A 23,206-nucleotide genomic window follows, 5' to 3' on the forward strand; every position below is an offset into this window, starting at 1 on the left:
CATGAAAAAATCAATCAGTATTTTGCTCCTAACAGTAGCAACCTTAACTTTAGCAGCTTGTGGAAATAGTGCAACAGAAAAAGCTACCACACAATCAAGCGCAGAGACAAGTCAAAAAGCTAATACAGAAACCAGCTATCCTGTAACCATCAAAACTTATGATGCCAAAGGAAATGAAGTCGAACAAGTTTTTGAAAAGGCTCCTGAAAAGGTCATCACCAACAATCTTTCAACAACTGAAATCCTACTTGAACTTGGTTTGAAGGATAAAATTGCCGGCATGCTCAACCCTGATAATGCCGTAACTGGTAAATACAAGGATGCCATTGAAGCCATCCCTCATATTGGGGATAAAAAATCAGTCTCACAAGAAACGATTCTTTCTTATGAACCAGATGCCTTGATGGGACGTAATATGATGTTCTCTGAAAAGTCAATGGGAACTATCAGCGCTTGGAATGAAAACAAAATCCCTGTTTATACGCAAAAAGCCTCACTATCAAATATCCAACAGGATTTGGGAAATATCGTTGAAGATGTGAAGAATCTTGGTACCATTTTCAATGTCCAAGACAAGGCTAACCAATATGCAGAGCAATTGCAAGCTAAAATCGATGCGGTTAAAAAAGCAAATCCAGAAACACAGGGTAAAAAGAAAAAAGCTTTGATTATGGTTGCTTATAACGACGAAACCTTTGGTGCCTACAAGTCAGCCCTTCAAGAAAGTTTGCTCAACCAACTTGGTTACACAAATGTCGCAACAGGAACTTCTGGCTTGACCTTGGAAAATCTAGTATCAATGGATCCAGAGTTGATTATCTATGTAACCAGCGACCGCAATCAAAAATTGGATGAAAAAGCAGTGGATTTGATGAAGGCAAATGCTGTTTTGGAAAATGTCGCAGCAATCAAGAATCAAAAAATCATGACCATCTCTTACGATGAGTTGATGGACTACGGTCCTGCAGTGATTGATTCCCTTGAAAAAATCAATGACTTTATCAAGAAATAAGGAGTTTAACTGGGAAGGGATTCGTGTTAGAGTCAGTCTTCCTTCAAACTATGACTCTAAACAAGCCTACCCAGTTGTGCTCTTAAACGATGGGGAACTGGATTATTTATCAGACCTGTCCCAATCTGTGATTTTAGTGGGTTTGATTCCAGAAAAACGTCTGGATGACTTTACACCTTGGAAAGCTAGTTCTTTGAAAGAAGGGGCTCCAGATTTTGGTGGAAAGGTAGATGCCTACCATCAAAAGCTCTTTCAAGGAATTCTAACAGCTCTAAAAAAATCCTACTTGATAGATGAAAGCAGGATTGCTTATGGAGGCTATTCACTGGGGGGGCTTGCTGCTGTTTATAGTCTCTATAGTAGCCATCTTCCTGCGACCTGTATCTTTTCTATCTGTGGTTCTTTCTGGTATCCAGAATTTATAGACTTTTGCAGGGAACATACTTTGATACAGAGCCAAAGTCTGATTTATCTGCAAAATGGTCAGATAGAAGGTGTCAATCATTCCAATCGTCTGTCTAAGGCGACTCTTTTTGCAAGGGATCTACATGATCTGATTTCAGGGAAAGTTCCCTCAACTTATTCTACTTTTGATGCTTATGGGCATCATGAAGCTCTCGTCCAACGCTATCAACATTTTTGTGATTGGCTGAGAGAAGAGTGGAAGCTTACGTAAAAATCTAATACTCTTTGTTTAGGATGGACAGAGAGTATTTTTCTTGCCTTTAATCGGGTATGTTTTTACATTTCGGAGTGATTATCCAAACCGAAAGTTTAACTGAAATGCATCAAAATGTGGTATAATGAGTAGATAGATAGAATCGAGGATATTATGTCATTTACGAAATTTAAATTTAAAAAATATATAGAAGAAGCTTTGGAGGAGTTGAAGTTTACGACTCCTACCGAGGTGCAGGAAAAGCTGATTCCTATTGTCTTGGCAGGTCGTGACTTGGTCGGTGAATCAAAAACAGGTTCAGGAAAGACTCATACTTTCTTGCTTCCAATTTTCCAACAGTTGGATGAAGAGAGCGATAGTGTGCAGGCAGTTATCACCGCTCCAAGTCGTGAATTAGCAACTCAGATTTACCAAGCCGCTCGCCAGATTGCGGAACATTCTGAAGTAGAAATTCGTGTTGTTAACTATGTTGGTGGTACAGATAAGGCCCGCCAAATTGAAAAACTGGCAAGCAACCAGCCCCACATTGTTATCGGAACACCAGGTCGTATCTATGATTTGGTAAAATCTGGTGATCTTGCCATCCACAAGGCTAAGATCTTTGTAGTCGATGAAGCTGATATGACCTTGGATATGGGATTCTTGGAAACAGTTGATAAGATTGCAGGTAGCCTTCCCAAGGACTTGCAGTTTATGGTCTTTTCAGCAACTATTCCGCAAAAACTGCAACCATTCTTGAAAAAATATTTGTCTAATCCAGTTATGGAAAAAATCAAGACCAAAACAGTTATCTCAGATACCATTGATAACTGGTTGATTTCTACTAAAGGTCGTGACAAGAATGCTCAGATTTATGAATTGACTCAAGTTATGCAGCCGTATCTCGCCATGATTTTTGTCAATACTAAGACTCGTGCAGATGAATTGCATACATATTTAACAGCCCAAGGCTTGAAGATTGCTAAGATTCATGGAGATATTGCACCTCGTGAACGCAAACGGATCATGAATCAGGTCAAGAACCTTGATTTTGAGTACATCGTTGCGACTGACTTGGCTGCGCGTGGGATTGACATTGAGGGGGTCAGTCACGTCATTAATGATGCCATTCCACAAGACTTGTCCTTCTTTGTCCACCGTGTTGGACGAACTGGACGTAATGGTCTGCCTGGTACAGCCATTACCCTTTACCAGCCTAGTGACGACTCAGACATTCGTGAGTTAGAGAAACTAGGGATCAAGTTTGTGCCTAAGATGGTTAAAGACGGAGAATTCCAAGATACCTATGACCGCGATCGTCGTGCCAATCGTGAGAAGAAACAAGAAAAATTGGACATCGAAATGATTGGCTTGGTTAAAAAGAAAAAGAAAAAAGTCAAACCAGGATATAAGAAAAAAATCCAGTGGGCTGTCGATGAAAAACGTCGTAAAGCCAAGCGAGCAGAAGGTCGTGCCCGCGGACGCGCAGAGCGAAAAGCTAAACGCCAGACATTTTAAAAATGAAACAGTAGAACCAAATCGGTTTTACTGTTTTTTTGAGCAATGAAAAGGATATTCCTTAACATTTAGGTTAGTTTTGTGAGATTGTGTGCGATAATGCTTCCTACTGTGGTTCAGGCTTATTCGATAATAGCAGAGTAGTGAGAGGAACGCTATAAAGTTCAATTAAGAAAGTACCAAAATTGTTAAAAATTTTTAGCAGCGGGAGAAGATTAAGTTTTTTAGTTGTAAAATGTTGTCAAAGTAAAATAAAAAGCCTTAGAAATATTGATTTCTAGGCTTTTTTTAACTTATTTACTCTACTCCCACTCAACAGTTGCAGGTGGTTTACTTGTAATATCGTAGACGATACGGTTAACGTGGTCAACTTCGTTTACGATACGAACTGAGATTTTTTGAAGAACTTCCCATGGAATCTTAGCGAAGTCAGCTGTCATTCCGTCGATAGAAGTGATGGCACGGATAGCGATGGTATAGTCATAAGTACGACCATCTCCCATAACCCCTACTGAACGAACGCCAGTGTTAACAGTGAAGTATTGCCAGATATCGCGGTCAAGACCAGCTTTGGCGATTTCTTCACGGAGGATTGCGTCTGATTCACGAACAGTTTCAAGTTTTTCTTCAGTGATTTCACCCATGACACGGATTGCAAGACCTGGACCTGGGAATGGTTGGCGCCATACGATGTGGTCTGGCATACCAAGTTCAGTACCAAGAGCACGAACTTCATCCTTGTAAAGAGTGTTGAGTGGTTCGATCAGTTCAAACTGCATGTCTTCTGGAAGTCCACCCACATTGTGGTGAGACTTGATGGTTTGTGCAGTATCAGTACCAGACTCGATAACGTCTGTATAAAGAGTTCCTTGCGCAAGGAATTTCACATCTTTAAGTTTGCTTGCTTCGTCATCAAAGACATAGACAAATTCATTACCGATAATCTTACGTTTTTGTTCAGGATCAGACACACCAGCCAGTTTATCAAGGAAGCGTTTGGCAGCGTCTGCTTTGACAATGTTCAAACCAAACTTACCACCAAGCATATCCATAACTTGGTCAGCTTCTCCTTTACGAAGAAGACCGTGGTCTACAAAGATACAGATCAATTGATCTCCGATGGCTTTTTGGAGAAGAACCCCAACAACAGAAGAGTCTACACCACCAGAAAGTCCGAGGAGAACACGTTTGTCTCCAACTTTTTCACGGATTTGTTTGATTTGCATCTCGATGAAGTTATCCATAGTCCAATCGCCTTTGGCACCACAGATGTTCAAAGCGAAGTTACGAAGGATATCATAACCGTGAACTGAATGACGAACCTCTGGATGGAATTGGATACCATAGATTTTCTTGTCTGGATTTTCGATTGATGCATAAGGACAGTCAGCTGATGTACCAGTACGAACGAAATCCGCAGGAATTTCTGTTACAGCATCCCCGTGGCTCATCAAAACAAGTTGTTCTTCTGGAGTACCAGCAAAAAGAGCAGACTCAGTGTGAGTAAGAGTGGATTGTCCGTATTCACGGTTACCAGCGTCACCTGCAGGAACAACCTTACCACCAAGCTTGTGTGTCAATAGCTGCATACCGTAGCAGATTCCTAAAATTGGAATTCCAAGTTCAAAAATCTCTGGATCAATATCAAATGATCCTTCTTCGTAAACAGAGTTTGGACCACCTGAAAGTACAATCCCGATAGGATTGATAGCACGGACTTCGTCAGCCGAAATCTTGTGACTTTTTAGTTCTGAAAAGACACCAATCTCACGGATACGACGTGAGATAAGTTGGTTATACTGGCTACCATAGTCCAGTACGATGATCTTTTCGACATCTTGCAAATCAGTTGAAATGTTGGTCATCTTTTCCCTTTCTTAAAAGAAATATCTTCTTGAATATTCTATCATAAATGCCCCAGAATTACCAACCAAACAAGTGCAGTTTGACTTTTCCCCATGAGATAGGGTACAATGGAAAAAATAAAGAAAAGAAGTGAGCAAGCATGTTACCAGCTTATATGAAAATTCACGACCAAATCAAAAAAGGTATTGATGAGGGAAATTGGAAAATTGGAGAGAGACTCCCAAGCGAGAGAGACTTAGCTGAGGAATTTGAGGTTAGCCGTATGACCCTTCGTCAAGCCATCTCCCTTTTGGTCGAGGAAGGAGTTTTGGAGCGTCGTGTGGGTAGCGGGACCTTTGTTTCTAGTACTCGTGTTCAGGAAAAAATGCGTGGAACGACCAGTTTTACGGAAATTGTGAAGGCTCAGGGGAAAACACCATCGAGTCATCTGATTTCCTATCGTCGAACCATCCCTAATGAACAAGAAGTTGAAAAATTAGGGATCAAGGCTACTGAAAATATTATTCGAATGGAACGTGTTCGTTATGCAGATCAAGTTCCGGTAGTCTACGAGGTGGCTTCTATTCCTGAGAAATTTATCAAGAATTTCAAGAAAGAAGAAGTAACCAAGCACTTCTTTCAAACCTTACAGAAACATGGTTATCGGATTGGTAAATCTCACCAGACTATTTATGCTCGCTTAGCCAAGGAAAAAATTGCTCATTATCTAGAAGTAGAAAAAGGTCATGCTATTTTAGGACTGACTCAGGTTTCTTACTTTGATGATGGTACAGCTTTTGAGTATGTAAAGAGCCAATACGTCGGAGAACGTTTTGAGTTTTATCTAGAAAATAATTAGTTTTTAAGAAATCTCTTGAAGTTGGAAATCCTATCCACTTTAAGAGTTTTTATTTGGCTAAGATTAGAAAACAGTTTCCGATTAAGAAAAATAGTAATCATACGAGTATTTTTTAAAGATTCGTGTTATAATAGTTAGGTTATATGGTCCCGATAAGGTGGTAGTGAACGTCGTTTATCGATTCTGTGCCAGTACTTTGTAACTCTATAACGAATATTTTTTAAGGGGGGACATTTTTATGTCAGAACGTAAATTATTCACGTCTGAATCTGTATCTGAGGGGCATCCAGATAAGATTGCAGACCAAATTTCAGATGCTATCTTGGATGCTATTTTAGAGCAAGATCCAGAAGCCCACGTTGCTGCTGAAACAGCTGTTTATACTGGTTCAGTTCATGTTTTTGGTGAAATTTCAACCAATGCCTATGTAGATATTAACCGTGTGGTACGTGATACGATTGCAGAGATTGGCTATACCAACACTGAGTATGGATTCTCAGCTGAAACAGTAGGAGTTCACCCATCACTTGTTGAGCAGTCACCAGATATCGCCCAAGGTGTTAATGAAGCCTTGGAAGTTCGTGGAAATGCGGATCAAGATCCACTTGATTTGATTGGAGCTGGAGACCAAGGTCTCATGTTTGGTTTTGCGGTTAATGAAACTGAAGAACTCATGCCATTGCCAATCTCACTCAGCCACAAGTTGGTTCGTCGTTTGGCAGAGCTTCGTAAGTCTGGTGAAATTAGCTATCTTCGTCCAGATGCTAAATCTCAAGTCACTGTTGAATATGATGAAAATGACCAGCCAGTGCGAGTGGATACAGTCGTTATTTCAACTCAACACGATCCAGAAGTTAGCAATGAACAAATTCATGAAGATGTGATTAACAAGGTTATTAAAGAAGTGATTCCAGCTTCTTATCTTGACGACGAAACTAAATTCTTCATCAATCCAACAGGTCGTTTCGTTATCGGAGGACCTCAAGGAGACTCAGGTTTGACTGGTCGTAAGATCATCGTGGATACTTATGGTGGTTACTCACGTCACGGTGGTGGTGCCTTCTCTGGTAAGGATGCGACTAAGGTTGATCGTTCAGCTTCTTATGCAGCTCGCTACATTGCAAAAAACATAGTTGCTGCAGGTCTCGCTAAGAAAGCAGAAGTTCAATTGGCTTATGCCATTGGTGTAGCTCAACCTGTATCTGTTCGTATCGATACCTTCGGTACTGGAACAGTAGCTGAAAGCAAACTTGAAAAAGCAGCACGTCAAATCTTTGACCTTCGTCCAGCAGGAATCATTCAAATGCTGGATCTCAAACGTCCAATCTACCGTCAAACTGCGGCTTATGGACACATGGGACGTACAGATATTGACCTTCCATGGGAACGCTTGGATAAGGTTGACGCCTTGAAAGAAGCAGTTAAATAAAGTAAAAAGGAGTTGATTTAAACTCCTTTTTTAGTTATTTATTGATAGTCTTTAAAAAAGCCCAGTTCCCAATAGACTTAGCCCCGTACTCTAACTCCATAAAATCTAGCAATTCATAATCATTCTTTTTATAGAATGGAACATTTTTTTCTGTACTGGTAATGAGCCCTAAGCGCTTGCAGCCCTTGGATTTGACATAAGGCTCAACTGCGTCTCTAAGAAAAGCACTGCCCACTCCTTGTCCTTTAACAGATGGATTGACCGCAAGGAGCATCAAATACCAGTCAAAGCTATTAGATTTTTTCAAATGTTCTTCGGAACGGTCTACTAAATCAAGATACTTCAAAAAATTTCGTGGGCTAATGTAGCGAAACAGTTTTATGACACCATTTAGCAAGTAAGATAGGACAGAAAAATCATTTTGTTGTAATAAGGCGACAGCTAGGATTTCTCCGTCTTGTTCAGCTACTAAACAGGTTTCTTCTTTGATATAGAGGCGAGTAAGGAGACTTTCTAATAGTTCTAAAAAAGCAGGATAGTTTTCAGGTTTCTTGAGATCATCTATGATTAGAGTTAAAAATGGATAATCAAAGAAGCTATCGGCTATTACTTTTCCAATTTTTTGGTATTCGTCTAGCCTGGCTTTTCTGTATACTATGTTCTCCATTTATGAGCTCCTTTTTTAATGTTAGTAAATTATAATAGTGAAATTAATTGTTTTGATGATCAAGTACCGAGTTTTTACAAAAATATTGCCAAATTTAGTCAGTTGAAGGATTGTTAGAAAACTCTTTCTGTAACACTGAATCTGATTCTAGAATATAGGATTAGACAGACAAAGAACACTCTAAAAAGTTAGAATTTTTAGAGTGTTGTCCAAATATAGCTAAGTTTTATTTTGTTGGGATTGAGATTTCAATCAATTTTTCAGAGTAGAGGGTCTTGATATTAGCTTCATCGATATTTTGCTTTTCGATCTTGCGATTCAAGAAAAATTCTTGGATTTTTTCTATTTCTTGTTCGCGGATAGCACGATGTTTATTGGAAATGAGGATTTCATAATGAAGCGGTGCCTGAGTAAAGATAACATCAGTATTGCCTGCCGAGTAGACTTCTACGAGTGTAGCGTCGGTACTCTCCAGTTGGCTTTTAACAAGGTTTGAGTGAGAATTAGTAGTGTTGATGAGCTTCATAGGCTTTCCTCCTGTGTTTCTATTTCTATTATAGCACTTTTTGGAAAAATTGGAAAAGTTAATTTAAACTTGATGCTGTTTTTTCCAAGCTTCAATTGCCCATTTATGACTGCCACGTTTTAAGTTAGCAATGGCTTCATCGATTGGGAACCAAGCTAGATGATTGAAGTCCTCCAAAGGTTTTTGGATTTCTTGATAAGAAGTAGCTTCGTAGAGATAGGCTGGATTGTAGTAGTAAGTATCACGATGGCTGGAATAGAAATACTCATCTGCTTGTCCATAATAAGTGCCAATCTCAGCTGTAAAACCTAATTCTTCAATTAGTTCTCGTTTGAGAGCTTCAAAATGATCTTCGCCTGCTTCAATCTCGCCACCAGGCAAGAACCATGCACCATTTGGAGCTTGAACGAGGATAATCTTTTCATGTGCTGAGTCAGGGATGACTGCATAAACACCATATCTAGTTTTGTAGGTTACACCCTCTTTTTTTTCTCCAAAGGTTGGATTTGTCATAAATTTCTCCTTTATGTGTGCGCTTTCTTTCTATCATATTAAAGAATGCTCTTACTGTCAAGTAAGAACATTCTTTTAGTATGTGGAATTAGTCATTTGAGTCAACTGTTTCCAATTTATTTTTTGATTTAATCATGATTTTACCATTGCTAGTCATGACGGCTTTGAGGTTTTTCTCGCTTGGATTTTCAAGGTAGTAGTCCGTAATGGCATCTTCGATGTAGTCTTGGATGGTACGACGTAGTGGACGAGCTCCCATTTTTGGATCATAACCAAGGTCTACAAGTTTTTCTTTAACCTTATCTGTTACATCTAAATGGATATTATTGCTTGAGAGACGTTTATTCACATCATCCAACATAAGGTCAACGATTTGAAGGAGATTTTCCTTGCTGAGAGCCTTGAATTCGATAATGCCGTCAAAACGGTTCATGAATTCGGGGCTAAAGAAGTTGCCTAATTCCCCAAGGACTGAGTTGGTACGGCCTTCACGAGCAGCACCAAATCCAACACTAGCTTCTGCCTTACCTGTACCTGCATTTGAGGTCATGATAATGATGGCGTCTTTAAAGCTAACGGTACGACCTTGCCCATCCGTTAAACGACCATCATCCAAGACTTGAAGGAACATATGCATAACATCTGGATGGGCTTTTTCAACCTCGTCTAGGAGGATCAGTGAGTAGGGGTTACGACGCACTTTTTCAGTCAATTGACCTGCTTCATCATAACCTACGTATCCTGGAGGGGCACCAACGAGTTTAGCCACGCTGTGTTTTTCCATGTATTCACTCATATCAAAGCGAATCATGCTGTCAGCAGAGCCAAAGAGTTCGATAGCTAGTTGTTTAGAAAGTTCTGTTTTACCGACACCAGTAGGACCAACAAAGAGGAAGCTACCGATTGGACGGTTTGGAGTACCGAGTCCAACACGGTTACGACGGATAGCCTTAGCGATTTTATCAACTGCATCATCTTGACCAATAACATGAGCCTTGAGGTCATCTGCTAGGTTGATGAGTTGAGACTGTTCTTTTTCCTTAAGGTCACCAACTGGGATATTAGTCTTTTGTTCGATGATGTGTTCAATCGTCTTTTCGCTGATGATTGGGGTATCCTGATCCGTTACCTTTGTCTTTTGCATTTCCTTATATTTGGCAATCTGGTCACGGAAGTAGGCTGCTTTTTCAAAATCTTCATCGCGGGTTGCTTGTGCCTTGAGATTTTCTGCTTCGATTAAGCGTTGGTCGATGACTTTAGGATCTACAAAATTCAAGGTTAAGTTCATTTTTGAACCAGCTTCATCTAGAAGGTCAATGGCCTTGTCTGGCAAGAAACGATCTTGGATGTAGCGGTTAGAAAGGGTAGCGGCCGCTTCGATAGCCCCGTCAGTATAGTGAACATGATGGTAATCTTCGTATTTCTTTTGAATTCCTTTAAGGATAATGATGGTTTCTTCCACAGTTGGTTCATCAACCTTGACCGGTTGCATACGGCGCTCAAGGGCAGCATCTTTTTCGATGATGCGGTATTCATTGAGGGTAGTAGCACCAACTAGTTGGAGTTCGCCACGAGCAAGAGCTGGTTTTAGGATATTTCCTGCATCCATATTCCCTTCTCCAGCAGAACCAGCACCGACAATTTCATGAATTTCGTCAATGAAGAGAATAACATCCTCGCGCTCACGAATTTCTTCCATGAGTTTTTGCATGCGTTCTTCAAATTGGCCACGGATACCTGTACCTTGAACAAGGCTAACGACATCTAAGCGGATGACTTCTTTACCTTGAAGTTTATGGGGAACATCACCATCAACAATTTTCTGAGCTAAACCTTCGACAACAGCTGTCTTACCAACACCGGGCTCACCGATGAGGACAGGGTTGTTTTTTGTTCTGCGGTTGAGGATTTCAATGACACGGATTATCTCTTCGTCGCGGCCAATTACAGGGTCAATATTTCCACGACGGGCAATCTCAGTGACATTGATACCATATTCATCCAAGAGTCCTTTTTCCTGGATTGGTGGTGGTGTTTGAGCAGGACCACGATTTTGGGAACCATAGCCACCATTTCCACCGTATCCACCCCCTGACTGAGTTGGGGGGATATTGTTGTTATTAGAAGAAGGTCTAAAGTTGTTGAGATCGTTAAAGAAGTCTCCAAAGGGATCAAAATCACGGTTGTTTAAATCTGTAATGCCCTTGAATAAGCTATTGTTAGGATCTGTTTTGATAATTTTATAGCAATTTTGACAAAGGTCGATTTGCTTTTGTTGTCCATTGAGATTGGTATAAAGATGAATCGTTGAGTCATTGATTTTACAGTTTTGACAGAGCATACCGCCACCTCATTTCTTTCTTGGCTTTGACTAAAATAAAAAGGTCAAAAATAGTCAAAGTTCTTTAGTTTCATTATATCATGATTGAAGGGGAAAGCAAGTAAAAAGATTGGATACTAGCACTATAAATAGTAGAGCGCTAATCTGGAGAAGATTTTAATAGCAAGAAAAAAATCCTATTTGTCATACAAAAAGGATTCTCGTTAGTGAAAGGCGGTGGGACAGAAATCGATAGACAAAGTTTTGATTTCGTAGTCCCAGCCCCGCGAAGATGATTAGGAGTTTTGGGAGTCTAAAAGACGAACGAAAAGTCCAATCAGCTACCGCGTCAAAGTTTGATTGCTAATAAAAAGTGAGGTCAGGATCTTTTGTCCCAACCTCTGTATATCTATTATTAGTATAGAAGTTCGTAAATTTCCATCGCAATCAAGTCGATGCTGTCAAAAGTATATGTTTCACGAGCTTCAACATCACGAAGTGTAAAGATTGGGCCATTTTCTTCATCATGGTTAAAAGCAACTTCAGCTACAACAACTCCCTCGCGCTCAAAGTTACGTTTTAAGTTACCACCATCTTTTGTCATTGCTTCTAGGCGGTTGATGATTCTAACCAAATGTGATTCCATTTTGATTCTCCTCCATTTCTTATCGTTACTATTTTACCATAAAGAGTATCCACTTGACTAGAAAAAACTAAGATTTCTCGCTATTTCTGTTTTCTTTGAAATTTTATTGAAAATAAAAGGAAAAAGATTGCATTTTTATTCAAAACATGTTATACTCATACAAGTTTTAAGTTAGAAATTAGAAAGTAGTGGATTTATGAATTTTTCTTTTTTACCTAAATATCTGCCATATTTTAACTATGGTGCTCTTGTAACAGTCTTGATCTCTGTTTTGGTTGTCTTTTTGGGGACAATTTTAGGGGTAGTCTTGGCTTTTGCTCAACGTTCGAAAATAAAGCCCATATCTTGGCTTGCCAATGTTTATATTTGGATTTTCCGTGGAACACCTATGATGGTACAGATCATGATTGCTTTTGCTCTTATGCATATCAATGCTCCGACTATTCAAATTGGAGTTTTGGGAGTTGATTTTTCACGTTTGATTCCAGGGATTATCATTATCTCTATGAATAGTGGTGCCTATGTATCAGAAACAGTTCGTGCTGGTATCAATGCAGTACCTAAAGGACAATTAGAGGCGGCTTACTCTCTAGGGATTCGTCCTAAAAATGCTATGCGCTATGTCATCTTGCCACAGGCCATCAAGAATATCTTGCCAGCCTTGGGGAATGAGTTTATTACCATTATCAAGGATAGTTCACTCTTGTCAGCAATCGGTGTTATGGAATTGTGGAATGGAGCTACTACGGTGTCAACAACCACCTACTTGCCTTTAACTCCACTCTTATTTGCAGCCTTTTACTACTTGATTATGACCTCTATCTTGACACTAGCCTTGAAAGCTTTTGAAAATCGTATGGGACAAGGAGAGAAAAAATAATGACTGAAACGCTAATTAAAATTGAAAACCTTCATAAAAACTTTGGGAAGAATGAAGTTTTAAAAGGGATTGATCTTGAAATCAAAAAAGGGGAAGTTGTGGTGATTATCGGACCATCTGGTAGCGGTAAGTCAACCCTCCTTCGCTCTATGAATCTCCTTGAAGAAGCGACAAAAGGAAAGGTTATCTTTGAAGGAGTAGACATTACAGATAAGAAAAACGACCTCTTTGCCATGCGTGAAAAAATGGGAATGGTTTTCCAACAGTTCAATCTCTTCCCCAATATGACAGTGAAGGATAACATCACGCTTTCTCCTATCAAGACCAAAGGGGAAAGTAAGGAAGTTGCTGAGAAGAGAGCGCATGAGCTCTTGGAAAAGGTTGGTTTACCAGATAAGGCAGATGCTTATCCACAAAGTTTGTCTGGTGGGCAGCAACAACGTATCGCTATTGCTCGTGGTCTTGCCATGGAACCAGATGTCCTACTCTTTGATGAACCGACTTCTGCCCTAGACCCAGAAATGGTAGGGGAAGTACTAGCGGTTATGCAAGAACTTGCTAAGTCAGGAATGACTATGGTCATCGTGACGCATGAGATGGGCTTTGCGCGTGAAGTGGCAGACCGCGTCATCTTTATGGCTGACGGTGTTGTTGTCGAAGATGGAACTCCAGAGCAAGTCTTTGAACAAACCCAAGAACAAAGAACCAAGGATTTCTTGAGTAAGGTTTTGTAAAATATTGTTTATTAGAAAAGCTCCAAGGGGGCTTTTTCTTATAGTTTCAGACTATAGGGTATCTTAGGTAAGAAGTGTTAGAAGGTCGAGCGTTTTTTTGTTATAATAGAGGATATTTGTTAGAAAAGAGAAAACACATGACACAGATTATTGATGGCAAGGCTTTAGCAGCCAAGCTACAAGGACAATTGGCTGAAAAAACAGCTAAATTAAAGGAAGAGACAGGTTTGGTGCCTGGTTTGGTGGTTATTTTGGTTGGGGACAATCCAGCCAGTCAGGTTTACGTTCGTAACAAGGAACGTTCAGCGATAGCTGCAGGTTTCCAAAGTGAAGTCGTGCGAGTTCCTGAGACCATTACCCAAGAGGAATTGTTGGACTTGATTGCCAAATACAATCACGATCCAGCTTGGCATGGTATTTTGGTGCAGTTGCCCTTACCAAAACACATCGATGAAGAAGCTGTTTTATTGGCTATTGATCCAGAAAAGGACGTGGATGGTTTTCATCCGCTCAACATGGGGCGCCTTTGGTCTGGTCATCCAGTTATGATCCCTTCAACTCCAGCTGGTATCATGGAAATGTTTCATGAGTATGGGATTGAACTAGAAGGTAAGAATGCAGTTGTCATTGGTCGTTCTAATATCGTCGGTAAACCAATGGCCCAGTTGTTATTAGCTAAGAATGCAACTGTAACCTTGACCCACTCACGAACACACAATCTGGCCAAGGTAGCTTCTAAGGCGGATATTCTTGTCGTAGCAATTGGTCGTGCTAAGTTTGTGACTGCTGACTTTGTCAAACCTGGGGCTGTTGTCATTGATGTGGGGATGAACCGAGATGAAAATGGAAAGCTCTGTGGAGATGTTGACTATGATACTGTTGCGCCAATCGCTAGCCATATCACACCTGTACCTGGTGGAGTTGGACCTATGACCATTACTATGTTGATGGAGCAGACTTATCAGGCTGCATTGCGTAGTTTGGATAGATAATACAAGCATTGATTTTATATAGTAAAGAAACAAGTTCTAAAAAATGAACTTGTTTTTTCTTGCACTTATTTTAATAAAATTGCAGTAAAACTTCTACAAATTATTGAAAAAACTCTACTATTTTGATATATTAAAAGCATCAATATTTATATGGATAAAATAAGTAAGCGTCTAGAGGGAGGTTTATTTTTTGGAGTAAAATGTAATCGCTTACTAGAACATTGGAAAGGAACAATAATGGATAAGAGATTTTTTGAAAGACGGTGTCATTATAGTATTCGTAAATTTGCCATTGGTGCAGCTTCAGTTATGATTGGAGCTAGTATATTTGGTCTTCAGGTGGCTCAAGCAGCTGAAACCGAAGTAGCAAGTCCTAGTGAGGAAACAATTCATCAAGTTCAACCTTTAGATAAGCTTCCAGATGAGGTTGCTGCAGCAATTGCAAAAGCTGAGCAAAATGGCCCACAAGATTCCGCTACTGAAAAAGAAAATGATACTGTTGAATCCGCAAAACCAGCAAGTGAAGAAAAGGTAACTGAGGCAACAAGTCCTAAGGTAGAAAAGGAAGCAGAAGTAGTCAGCCCTAAAGAAGACAAAGTTGAAAAAACTGAAAAACCTGCTGCTGAAGCGAATGGTAAAGAGGCTACAGTTTCAGAAGGAAGTCCTGAAAAGTCAGCAGTTCGAGAAGAACATACTGATACACCTAATCAAAATAAACCTGTAACGGATGATAAAAGCAAGGAAGAAAAAGCTTCTGCAAGTGAATCACCTCAAGCTACAAAAGAGAAGGAAAAAGAAAATCAGCTTCTTGAAGAGAGAAAACAAAATTTCAACAAAGACTGGTATTTTAAATTAAATTCTCAAGGTGATTTTTCTAAGAAAGATGTAGATGTTCATGATTGGTCTAAGTTGAACCTTCCTCATGACTGGAGTATCTATTTTGATTTTGACCACAAGTCTCCTGCCCGAAATGAAGGTGGTCAATTAAACGGGGGTACTGCCTGGTATCGTAAGACCTTCACGGTTGACGAAGCTGCTAAGGATAAGGATGTTCGGATCAACTTTGATGGTGTCTACATGGACTCTAAGGTCTATGTAAATGGTAAATTTGTAGGTCATTATCCAAGTGGTTACAATCATTTTTCATACGACATCACTGAATTTTTAAATAAAGATGGTAGTGAAAATACCATTGCTGTCCAAGTTACCAATAAGCAACCAAGTAGTCGTTGGTACTCAGGAAGTGGTATCTATCGCGATGTAACTCTGAGTTATCGCGACAAGGTGCAGGTAGCTGAAAATGGAAATCATATCACAACTCCAAAACTAGCTGAACAAAAAGATGGCAACGTTGAAACACAAATCCAAAGCAAGATCAAAAATACTGCCAAAACTTTAGCCAAGGTATTTGTGGAGCAACAGATTTTTACTAAGGAAGGTAAGGCTGTTTCAGATTTGGTTCGTTCTGTAACTAAGAGTCTAGCAGGAAATGAGACAGCTGACTTTAAGCAAACGATTTTGGTTAATAAGCCAACCCTCTGGACAACCAAAAGCTATCATCCTCAGCTCTATGTTCTGAAAACCAAGGTTTATAAAGAAGGTCAGCTAGTTGATGTGACAGAAGATACCTTTGGTTATCGTTATTTTAACTGGACAGCCAAAGAAGGATTCTCTTTGAACGGTGAGAGAATGAAATTCCATGGAGTTAGTATCCACCATGATAACGGTGCCTTGGGGGCAGAAGAAAACTATAAGGCAACCTACCGTAAATTAAAACTCCTCAAAGATATGGGAGTTAACTCTATCCGTACAACCCACAATCCAGCAAGTCCACAGTTGCTTGATGCTGCGGCAAGTCTAGGACTTTTGGTCCAAGAAGAAGCCTTTGATACTTGGTATCGTGGCAAGAAAACGTATGACTATGGACGTTTCTTTGACCAAGATGCAACTCACCCAGAAGCTAAGAAGGGTGAGAAGTGGTCTGATTTTGACCTTAGAACCATGGTTGAACGTGATAAAAATAATCCATCTATCGTTATGTGGTCACTCGGTAACGAAGTTGATGAAGCAGATGGTGGTGAGCGTTCGCTAGAAACAGCCAAGCGTTTGAAAGCGATCATCAAAGCAATCGATACAGAACGCTATGTGACCATGGGGGAAAACAAATTCAGTCGTAGATCAAGCGGCTTGTTCTTAGAATTGGCAGCAATCATGGATGCTGTTGGTATGAACTATGGGGAACGGAATTATGATGCGGTTCGTAAGGAACATCCAGATTGGTTGATTTATGGTTCTGAAACCTCTTCAGCGACTCGAACTCGAGATTCTTATTTTGATCCTGCTCATTTACTCTGGCACGACAATCGCCCAAATCGTCACTATGAACAATCAGACTATGGTAATGACCGTGTAGCCTGGGGTAGAACAGCTACTGAATCTTGGACTTTTGACCGTGATCGTGCTGGCTATGCAGGTCAGTTCATCTGGACTGGTTTTGACTATATCGGTGAACCTACACCATGGCATAACCAAGATAATACACCAGTAAAAAGCTCTTATTTTGGTATCATTGATACGGCAGGCTTGCCTAAGAATGATTTCTATCTCTATCGTAGTGAATGGTATAGTGCCAAAGAAAAACCAACAGTTCGTATCATGCCTCACTGGAATTGGACTGAAGAAACGCTCAAGGAACGTAATATGCTGGTCAATGGCAAGGTTCCTGTACGGACCTTCTCAAATGCTGCTAGTGTAGAATTGTTCTTGAACAATGAGTCCCTCGGTAAGAAAGAATTTGTTAAGAAAACAACTGAAGATGGTCGCCCTTATCACGAGGGAGCTAAACCAAGTGAATTGTATCTTGAGTGGTTGGTGGACTATAAACCAGGTACCTTAACAGCTATTGCTCGCGATGAAAATGGTAAAGAGATTGCGCGTGATAGTGTGACAACAGCAGGGGAGCCAGCTAGAGTTCGACTCACCAAGGAAGAGCATGTCATCACTGCAGATGGTAAGGATTTGTCTTATATCCAGTATGAAATCGTTGATGAAGACGGTAATGTTGTACCAACTGCCAATAATCTTGTTCATTTCAATCTTCATGGCCAAGGACAAATCGTCGGTGTGGACAATGGAGAACAAGCTAGCCGTGAACGTTATAAGGCTCAGAAAGATGGTACATGGCAAAGAAAAGCCTTCAATGGTAAAGGTGTTGTCATCGTTAAATCGACTGAAAAAGAAGGTAAATTCACTCTTTATGCGGATTCTGCAGGCTTGGCTTCAGATCAGGCGACGGTCACAACCGTTTCAGGCAAGAAAGAAAATCGCCATTTTGTCGCTTTTGCCCCTGTGAAGGCAAGAACTGATGTCAGCGAAAATCCTAAATTGCCAGAGACTGTGACAGCTATTTATAGCGATGGTAGTGTTGAAGAAAAAGCTGTGACTTGGGACATCCCAGAAGATCTCCTTTCAAGTGCTGGTGAGAAAAAAGTCCTTGGTAGTGTGGAAGGACTCGAAGCCAAGGCTGAAGCCCTTGTCAAGGTAGTTGCGCTTGATAAGTGGTTGCCAAAAGTAGCAACTGTCCCGGTTGGTACAGCTGTTGAAAATTTGGACAAGACTGTTACGGCTGTTTTATCAGATGGTAACTTGGTTGATGCGGAAGTCGTTTCTTGGACCTTGAAAGATCCTTCTGCTCTGACAAAAGAAGGTGGACGTACTGAAGCAACTGGAAAATTAGTAGGCAATGACTACGAGGTTACGGCAACCTTTATCGCTAGTGATAAGGAAACAGAAAGTACTGTTACAGGTCTCACGGTTGGTGACAAGTCTCTTGAAAACTTTGAGCCTGGAAAGACCTACTACCGAGTATCCCTTCCTTATACTGCTAAAATCCCAAGTGTTGGAGCACAAACTACTGGCTACCAAGTAACTGTGCAACAAGCTTCAGTAGCTAATGATTATCAGGCTTCTGTATTTTTGAGTGACCAGAAGGGCGATTTAGTTCAAACTTATTTGATTCAGTTTGTAAAAGAAGCGCCTGCCTTGACACGCTTGGAAGTAAGCGTTGAAGGAAAAGAGACTGCAACAGAAGACCAAGTTCTCCCTTATCATGTCATTGGGCACTACGAAGATGGTACACAAACTGAATTTTCAGCGTCAGATATCCATTTGGAAGTTAAGTCAGCTGATGGTGCTCATCTTGAGGTGAATGGTCAGAACTTGCTTCTTTACAAGAAAGGTAGTGTAACCCTCACTCCTCGTATTGACAATCAAACTGATAAGACTCAGTCTGTAGCAACTGAACTTGTGATAAAAGAAAATACAGTAGACAAGAAAATTGTCAAGCTACATCCTGTTTCTATCTCTACAGATATCAATCAGCAACCGAATTTGCCTGATCAAATCGGAGCAGAATTTGATAAGGGCTTGCCTCGTAAGGTAGCTGTAACTTGGGACAAGGTAGATGCCAAAGAACTTGGTTACTATCATAGCTTTACCCTTAAAGGTCATGTCGAAGGTACAGATATTGAAGCTCTTGCCAATGTGACTGTAGAAGGTTTGCAGATTGCAGAAGAAATCAGCCTCACTCTTCCTAAGGGTGAAACTGTTCAATTGCCAGCTAACGTACGTGCCTACCATTCTAATGGAACAACTGTCTATAAAGATGTCCTTTGGGACAAGGTCCCTGAAAACTTTAGTCAGACTGAAGGTATCTATGAAATCAAGGGTCAATTAGTGGGTAGCCATTTGACTACTAAGGCCCATGTTCGTGTTTCTAGTCAAGTTGTTGCTGGAAATAATATCTCGAAACAGTGGACTGGTTCTCAATTGCCAGCTGCTATTGTATCCAATACGGGTGGTGATGATTCGGCTAATACTTTGAACGACTTGACAGTTTCAAGAGCCAATACAGATGTTAAGAATCGATGGACTACATGGCAAACAGGTACAGATAATGATTGGGCGTCTATCTTGTTTGGTAATTCAGGTGATTTGACCAAACGATTTGTCGATAATCTTTCCGTTGATTTCTACACAGACGGAGCTATCGGACTTCCAAAAGAATATGTTATTGAATACTATGTCGGTCAAGAAGTTCCAGATCTTCCAAACGATGTCAATCATGCTCAAGGAGATACCAAGCATCCATTCAACAATGCTGCCAACTGGAAGGCTGTAGAAAATCTTCACGCTCCTGGACAATTATCTGCAGGTCAAACGAACCATTTTACATTTGATAAGGTTGAAACTTATGCTGTTCGTATGCGTATGAAGAAGGCAGATGGAAAGGCTGGTGTTGGTTTAACAGAAATTACTATTTTAGGAAGTAAGGTTCCAAGTGCTACCAGCTCAGAAATTTCTATCCAAGTAGATGGTAAGAAGCTCGAACATTTCAATCCATCTAAGACAGATTATTATATTCCTCAAGCAAGCAAGGAAATCACTGCCACAGCCAGCAACAACGGTTTGGTAACGGTTGTTCCTGCAACAAGTGAAAAAGGTGCGACACGTCTTATTTTGAAAGCTGAGGATGGAACTGTTCTTAAAGAATATCGTATCTTCCGTGATGACGAAAAAGAGTCAACACAACCAGTAGCTGCGGAAAATAGTGCCCAGACCTTGAATGTTGGCGATCAACTTCAATTGCCTGCCGAAGTAACGGTCTACTATCCATCACAAGCTGGCTGGGTTAAAGCTAACCTTGCTGTCCAATGGGATGCAGTTCCAGAACATGCGACTGCCCAAGAAGGTAACTTTGAAGTGCTTGGTCATGTTCTAGGAACAGACTTAACAACCAAGATGCAAGTAACAGTTGTTACAAAAGGTAATCAAGTTATCTCAGAAAATGCAAGCAATAATGCGACAGATTCTAAAGCCTTTGCGTCTACTACAAATGATACACAAGCAGCTTCTCGGGATAAAATTTTCTATATCAACGATGGTCACTTTAACGAAGATGGACGTTGGACTAACTGGTCTCGTACTCCGAAGGACCAAGAAACATCTGTGGGAATTCTCTTTAAGAAGAATGGTCAGATTACACCTCAGTCTGTTGGAAAAGTAGCTATTCAGTTCTTTAAAGACAGTGGAACAGACGCACCAGCGACAATGGTATTAGAAAGATATGTTGGGCCTGCCTATACAGAACCAAGTACCATTTCTCGTTATGAAGAAAATGCGGATCATCCATTTAATAAGGCAGAAAACTGGCAAGAAATTCCTTATAAAGCATCTGGAGAAATCGTGGCTGGTAAACCAATCGAATTTACCTTTGATCCAATTCAGACAACAGCTATTCGAGCACGCATGACTCGTAAATCTACAACTAATGGTCTAGCAATGGTCGAATTTAGTGCTTACTCTCCTGCTAAAGCAAAAGATGTGGAAACTCCTTCAGTGACTATTTCGGTTGCTGGAAAAGCATTGGAAAACTTTGATCCTGCGGTTTCAGATTATACAGTGAACTTAAATGGCACTAAACCACAGGTGACTGCTCAAGCAAGTGGTCACGGTGTGACAACGGTTGTTGAGTCTAGTCAGGATAACCTTCCTACTCTTGTCCGTCTTCTTGCTAAGGATGGTAGTCTTGTCAAGGAATATCGTATTCACTTCAAGCCTAGTCACCGTATTGTTCCTGAAGAAGGTGACCAAAGTCCTGTTCTCGAACGACCAAGTTTAGAAGTTGTCAAGACCGAAATTCCATTTAAGGAAATTATTCGTGAAAACAATGACTTAGCTCAAGATGAACGTCGAGTAATCTCAGAAGGTAAGAAGGGTGAAAGAGTTGATTATGTTGAGGTTCTAGGATCTAACCGTACCACTGTTTATACAGATACGACTGAGGCGCAAGATCGAGTTGTTGAAGTCAAGGTAAAACCAGCCATTACTACAAGTAAGGGTGATGAGCCAGCTCCAGTGGTAGAAGTGCCAGAATTTGAGGGCGGAGTCAATGCAGTAGAAGCAGCTAAAAACGAGTTGCCAGAATACACAGAGGCAATCGGCACAGTAGGCGACGAGCCAGCTCCAGTGGTAGAAGTGCCAGAATTTGAGGGCGGCGTCAATGCAGTAGAAGCAGCTAAAAACGAGTTGCCAGAATACACAGATGCAATCGGCACAGTAGGCGACGAGCCAGCACCAGTAGTAGAAGTCCCAGAATTTGAGGGCGGCGTCAATGCAGTAGAAGCAGCTAAAAACGAGTTACCAGAATACACAGATGTAATCGGCACAGCAGGCGACGAGCCAGCACCAGTAGTAGAAATCCCAGAATTCAAGGGTGGTGTCAATGCAGTAGAGGCAGCTAAGAATGAATTGCCAGAGTACACAGATGCAATCGGCACAGTAGGTGATGAGCCAGCACCAGTGGTAGAAGTGCCAGAATTTGAGGGCGGAGTCAATGCAGTAGAAGCCGCCAAAAACGAGTTGCCAGAATACACAGATGCAGTCGGCACAGCAGGCGACGAGCCAGCACCAGTAGTAGAAATCCCAGAATTCAAGGGTGGTGTCAATGCAGTAGAGGCAGCTAAGAATGAAGTCCCAGAATTTACAGGTGGCGTTAATGCTGTGGAAGCCGCCAAAAACGAGCTGCCAGAATATACAGGAACAGTGGCTACAGCTGGAAACGAGCCTGCACCAAGTCTTGTTAAACCAGCCGAAGAGGTTCGAATTTTGACTGATAAGGAAACTGGAGTTCTGGTAGCAGGGCTAACTACAGAGTTATCTAAAGACCTCAAGCTTCAAGTGAAGAAGGTTCTACGTCAAGAATTAGCTGGTAAACACTATGATGCTTATCAAGTTAAATTGCTGGATAAGGACAACCAAGAAGTTGAACTCAAAGGCGCTGTCCTAGTGAGATTACCAGTCAAGGGACAGGTTCAAGGAGTTTATCATATGAGCTTAGATCAAGGCTTGCAGCTTCAAAAGGTGACGCTTGTAGGTGACATGGTTGAATTTGTCACCAAAGATCTAGGACTTTATGCGATTGTCTATAAAGAACAAAACCAAGAACCAGTAAAACCAGTAGAACAAGCTCATGGGCCAGCAGTTAATGGAGAAAACTTTGAAAATGCTTCAGAGAAAGTAGATTCAGCAAGACTTCCAGAAACAGGTGAAAGTCGATCTGATACAGCTGCCTTCCTAGCAAGTCTCAGTCTTGTTTTATCAGTGGCTTTACTAACTGTTAAACGTAAAGAAAAATAGAGTTTGGAACTCTACATTGTTGATTGATTGTAGAAATACTTGGACTATCCCAGTGGATAGGATCGAAAAATGCTACAACCATATGGAGAGGACCTCTTGGTTCTCTCCATTTTTTAAAATAGGGATGAAACCGCTTAGATGAGTGGTTGGAGGAAAGGAATAGAAGAAAGATGGATCATCAATTTTTTGAGAAACGTTGTCATTATAGCATTCGAAAATTTGCAATAGGAGCAGCCTCTGTTATGGTAGGTGCGAGTATCTTTGGAGCTAGTATGGTACAAGCGGCAGAGACAGAGACTTTGCAGGAAGCAGAAACAAGTCTTACACAGCTTCCACCAGAGGATAAGTTATCACCAGATTTGGTAGGCGCTATTAAAAGTGCAGAGGCAAACTTTGTTTCAGAGACTAAAG

Annotated in this window: 15 protein-coding genes and 1 pseudogene; 10 read left to right on the forward strand and 6 right to left on the reverse strand. The window is 40.7% G+C overall.

Annotated features, from left to right (window positions below; translation table 11 throughout):
* The first annotated feature begins 1 nt into the window (after position 1).
* From TZ96_RS03315 to TZ96_RS03325, 3 genes are all read left to right on the forward strand, one after another.
* On the forward strand, positions 2-1,012 hold the full coding sequence (locus tag TZ96_RS03315) for an ABC transporter substrate-binding protein (protein ID WP_045762879.1): 1,011 nt from the start codon (positions 2-4) through the stop codon (positions 1,010-1,012).
* Positions 993-1,688, forward strand: coding sequence for an alpha/beta hydrolase-fold protein (locus TZ96_RS03320; protein WP_045762880.1), 696 nt, complete (start codon positions 993-995; stop codon positions 1,686-1,688). Before TZ96_RS03315 ends, TZ96_RS03320 begins: the two co-directional genes overlap by 20 nt.
* 156 nt (positions 1,689-1,844) lie before the next feature.
* Complete coding sequence (locus tag TZ96_RS03325; protein ID WP_045762881.1) at positions 1,845-3,188, forward strand: DEAD/DEAH box helicase; 1,344 nt, start codon at positions 1,845-1,847, stop codon at positions 3,186-3,188.
* 302 nt (positions 3,189-3,490) lie between these two features.
* On the opposite strand, the gene guaA is transcribed toward TZ96_RS03325, so the two are convergent.
* Positions 3,491-5,053, reverse strand: a complete 1,563-nt coding sequence (guaA, locus tag TZ96_RS03330; RefSeq protein ID WP_045762882.1) for a glutamine-hydrolyzing GMP synthase — start codon at positions 5,051-5,053, stop codon at positions 3,491-3,493.
* Positions 5,054-5,193: 140 nt separating this feature from the next.
* Between guaA and TZ96_RS03335 the strand changes: the two genes are divergently transcribed.
* Together TZ96_RS03335 and metK are read left to right on the forward strand one after the other, a co-directional pair.
* On the forward strand, positions 5,194-5,892 hold the full coding sequence (locus TZ96_RS03335; protein WP_045762883.1) for a GntR family transcriptional regulator: 699 nt from the start codon (positions 5,194-5,196) through the stop codon (positions 5,890-5,892).
* Between the two features lie 238 nt (positions 5,893-6,130).
* Positions 6,131-7,321 carry a methionine adenosyltransferase gene (metK, locus tag TZ96_RS03340; RefSeq protein WP_000003967.1) on the forward strand — a complete coding sequence of 397 codons (1,191 nt, stop codon included), beginning with the start codon at positions 6,131-6,133 and terminating at the stop codon, positions 7,319-7,321.
* Positions 7,322-7,355: 34 nt separating this feature from the next.
* On the opposite strand, the gene TZ96_RS03345 is transcribed toward metK, so the two are convergent.
* The 5 genes from TZ96_RS03345 to TZ96_RS03365 all read right to left on the reverse strand — a co-directional run bounded on the left by TZ96_RS03345 (position 7,356) and on the right by TZ96_RS03365 (position 11,993).
* Entirely contained in the window at positions 7,356-7,988 is a 633-nt protein-coding gene (locus TZ96_RS03345) for a GNAT family N-acetyltransferase (protein ID WP_045762884.1), read from the reverse strand.
* A gap of 226 nt (positions 7,989-8,214) precedes the next feature.
* Positions 8,215-8,514, reverse strand: a complete 300-nt coding sequence (locus TZ96_RS03350) for a DUF1827 family protein (protein WP_000767183.1) — start codon at positions 8,512-8,514, stop codon at positions 8,215-8,217.
* A gap of 63 nt (positions 8,515-8,577) precedes the next feature.
* Entirely contained in the window at positions 8,578-9,027 is a 450-nt protein-coding gene (locus TZ96_RS03355; protein ID WP_045762885.1) for an NUDIX hydrolase, read from the reverse strand.
* Positions 9,028-9,115: 88 nt separating this feature from the next.
* Positions 9,116-11,368: an ATP-dependent Clp protease ATP-binding subunit gene (locus TZ96_RS03360; RefSeq protein ID WP_045762886.1), complete on the reverse strand. Its 2,253-nt coding sequence runs from the start codon at positions 11,366-11,368 to the stop codon at positions 9,116-9,118.
* A gap of 394 nt (positions 11,369-11,762) precedes the next feature.
* Entirely contained in the window at positions 11,763-11,993 is a 231-nt protein-coding gene (locus TZ96_RS03365; protein WP_000443576.1) for a DUF1797 family protein, read from the reverse strand.
* 196 nt (positions 11,994-12,189) lie between these two features.
* Here TZ96_RS03365 and TZ96_RS03370 point away from each other — a divergent pair, with 196 nt between their 5' ends.
* The 5 genes and pseudogenes from TZ96_RS03370 to TZ96_RS11105 all read left to right on the forward strand — a co-directional run.
* Positions 12,190-12,873: an amino acid ABC transporter permease gene (locus TZ96_RS03370; protein ID WP_045762887.1), complete on the forward strand. Its 684-nt coding sequence runs from the start codon at positions 12,190-12,192 to the stop codon at positions 12,871-12,873.
* Positions 12,873-13,607: an amino acid ABC transporter ATP-binding protein gene (locus TZ96_RS03375; RefSeq protein WP_045762888.1), complete on the forward strand. Its 735-nt coding sequence runs from the start codon at positions 12,873-12,875 to the stop codon at positions 13,605-13,607. The genes TZ96_RS03370 and TZ96_RS03375 overlap by 1 nt, the downstream gene beginning before the upstream one ends.
* A gap of 137 nt (positions 13,608-13,744) precedes the next feature.
* Entirely contained in the window at positions 13,745-14,599 is an 855-nt protein-coding gene (locus TZ96_RS03380) for a bifunctional methylenetetrahydrofolate dehydrogenase/methenyltetrahydrofolate cyclohydrolase (protein ID WP_045762889.1), read from the forward strand.
* A gap of 237 nt (positions 14,600-14,836) precedes the next feature.
* Positions 14,837-22,795: an SIALI-17 repeat-containing surface protein gene (locus TZ96_RS03385; RefSeq protein WP_045762890.1), complete on the forward strand. Its 7,959-nt coding sequence runs from the start codon at positions 14,837-14,839 to the stop codon at positions 22,793-22,795.
* A gap of 170 nt (positions 22,796-22,965) precedes the next feature.
* A pseudogene (locus TZ96_RS11105) lies at positions 22,966-23,034 on the forward strand (YSIRK-type signal peptide-containing protein); the annotation flags it as partial.
* Positions 23,035-23,206: the final 172 nt, after the last annotated feature.

Source organism: Streptococcus infantis, from assembly GCF_000963255.1.
Classification (GTDB): Bacteria; Bacillota; Bacilli; order Lactobacillales; family Streptococcaceae; genus Streptococcus; species Streptococcus nidrosiense.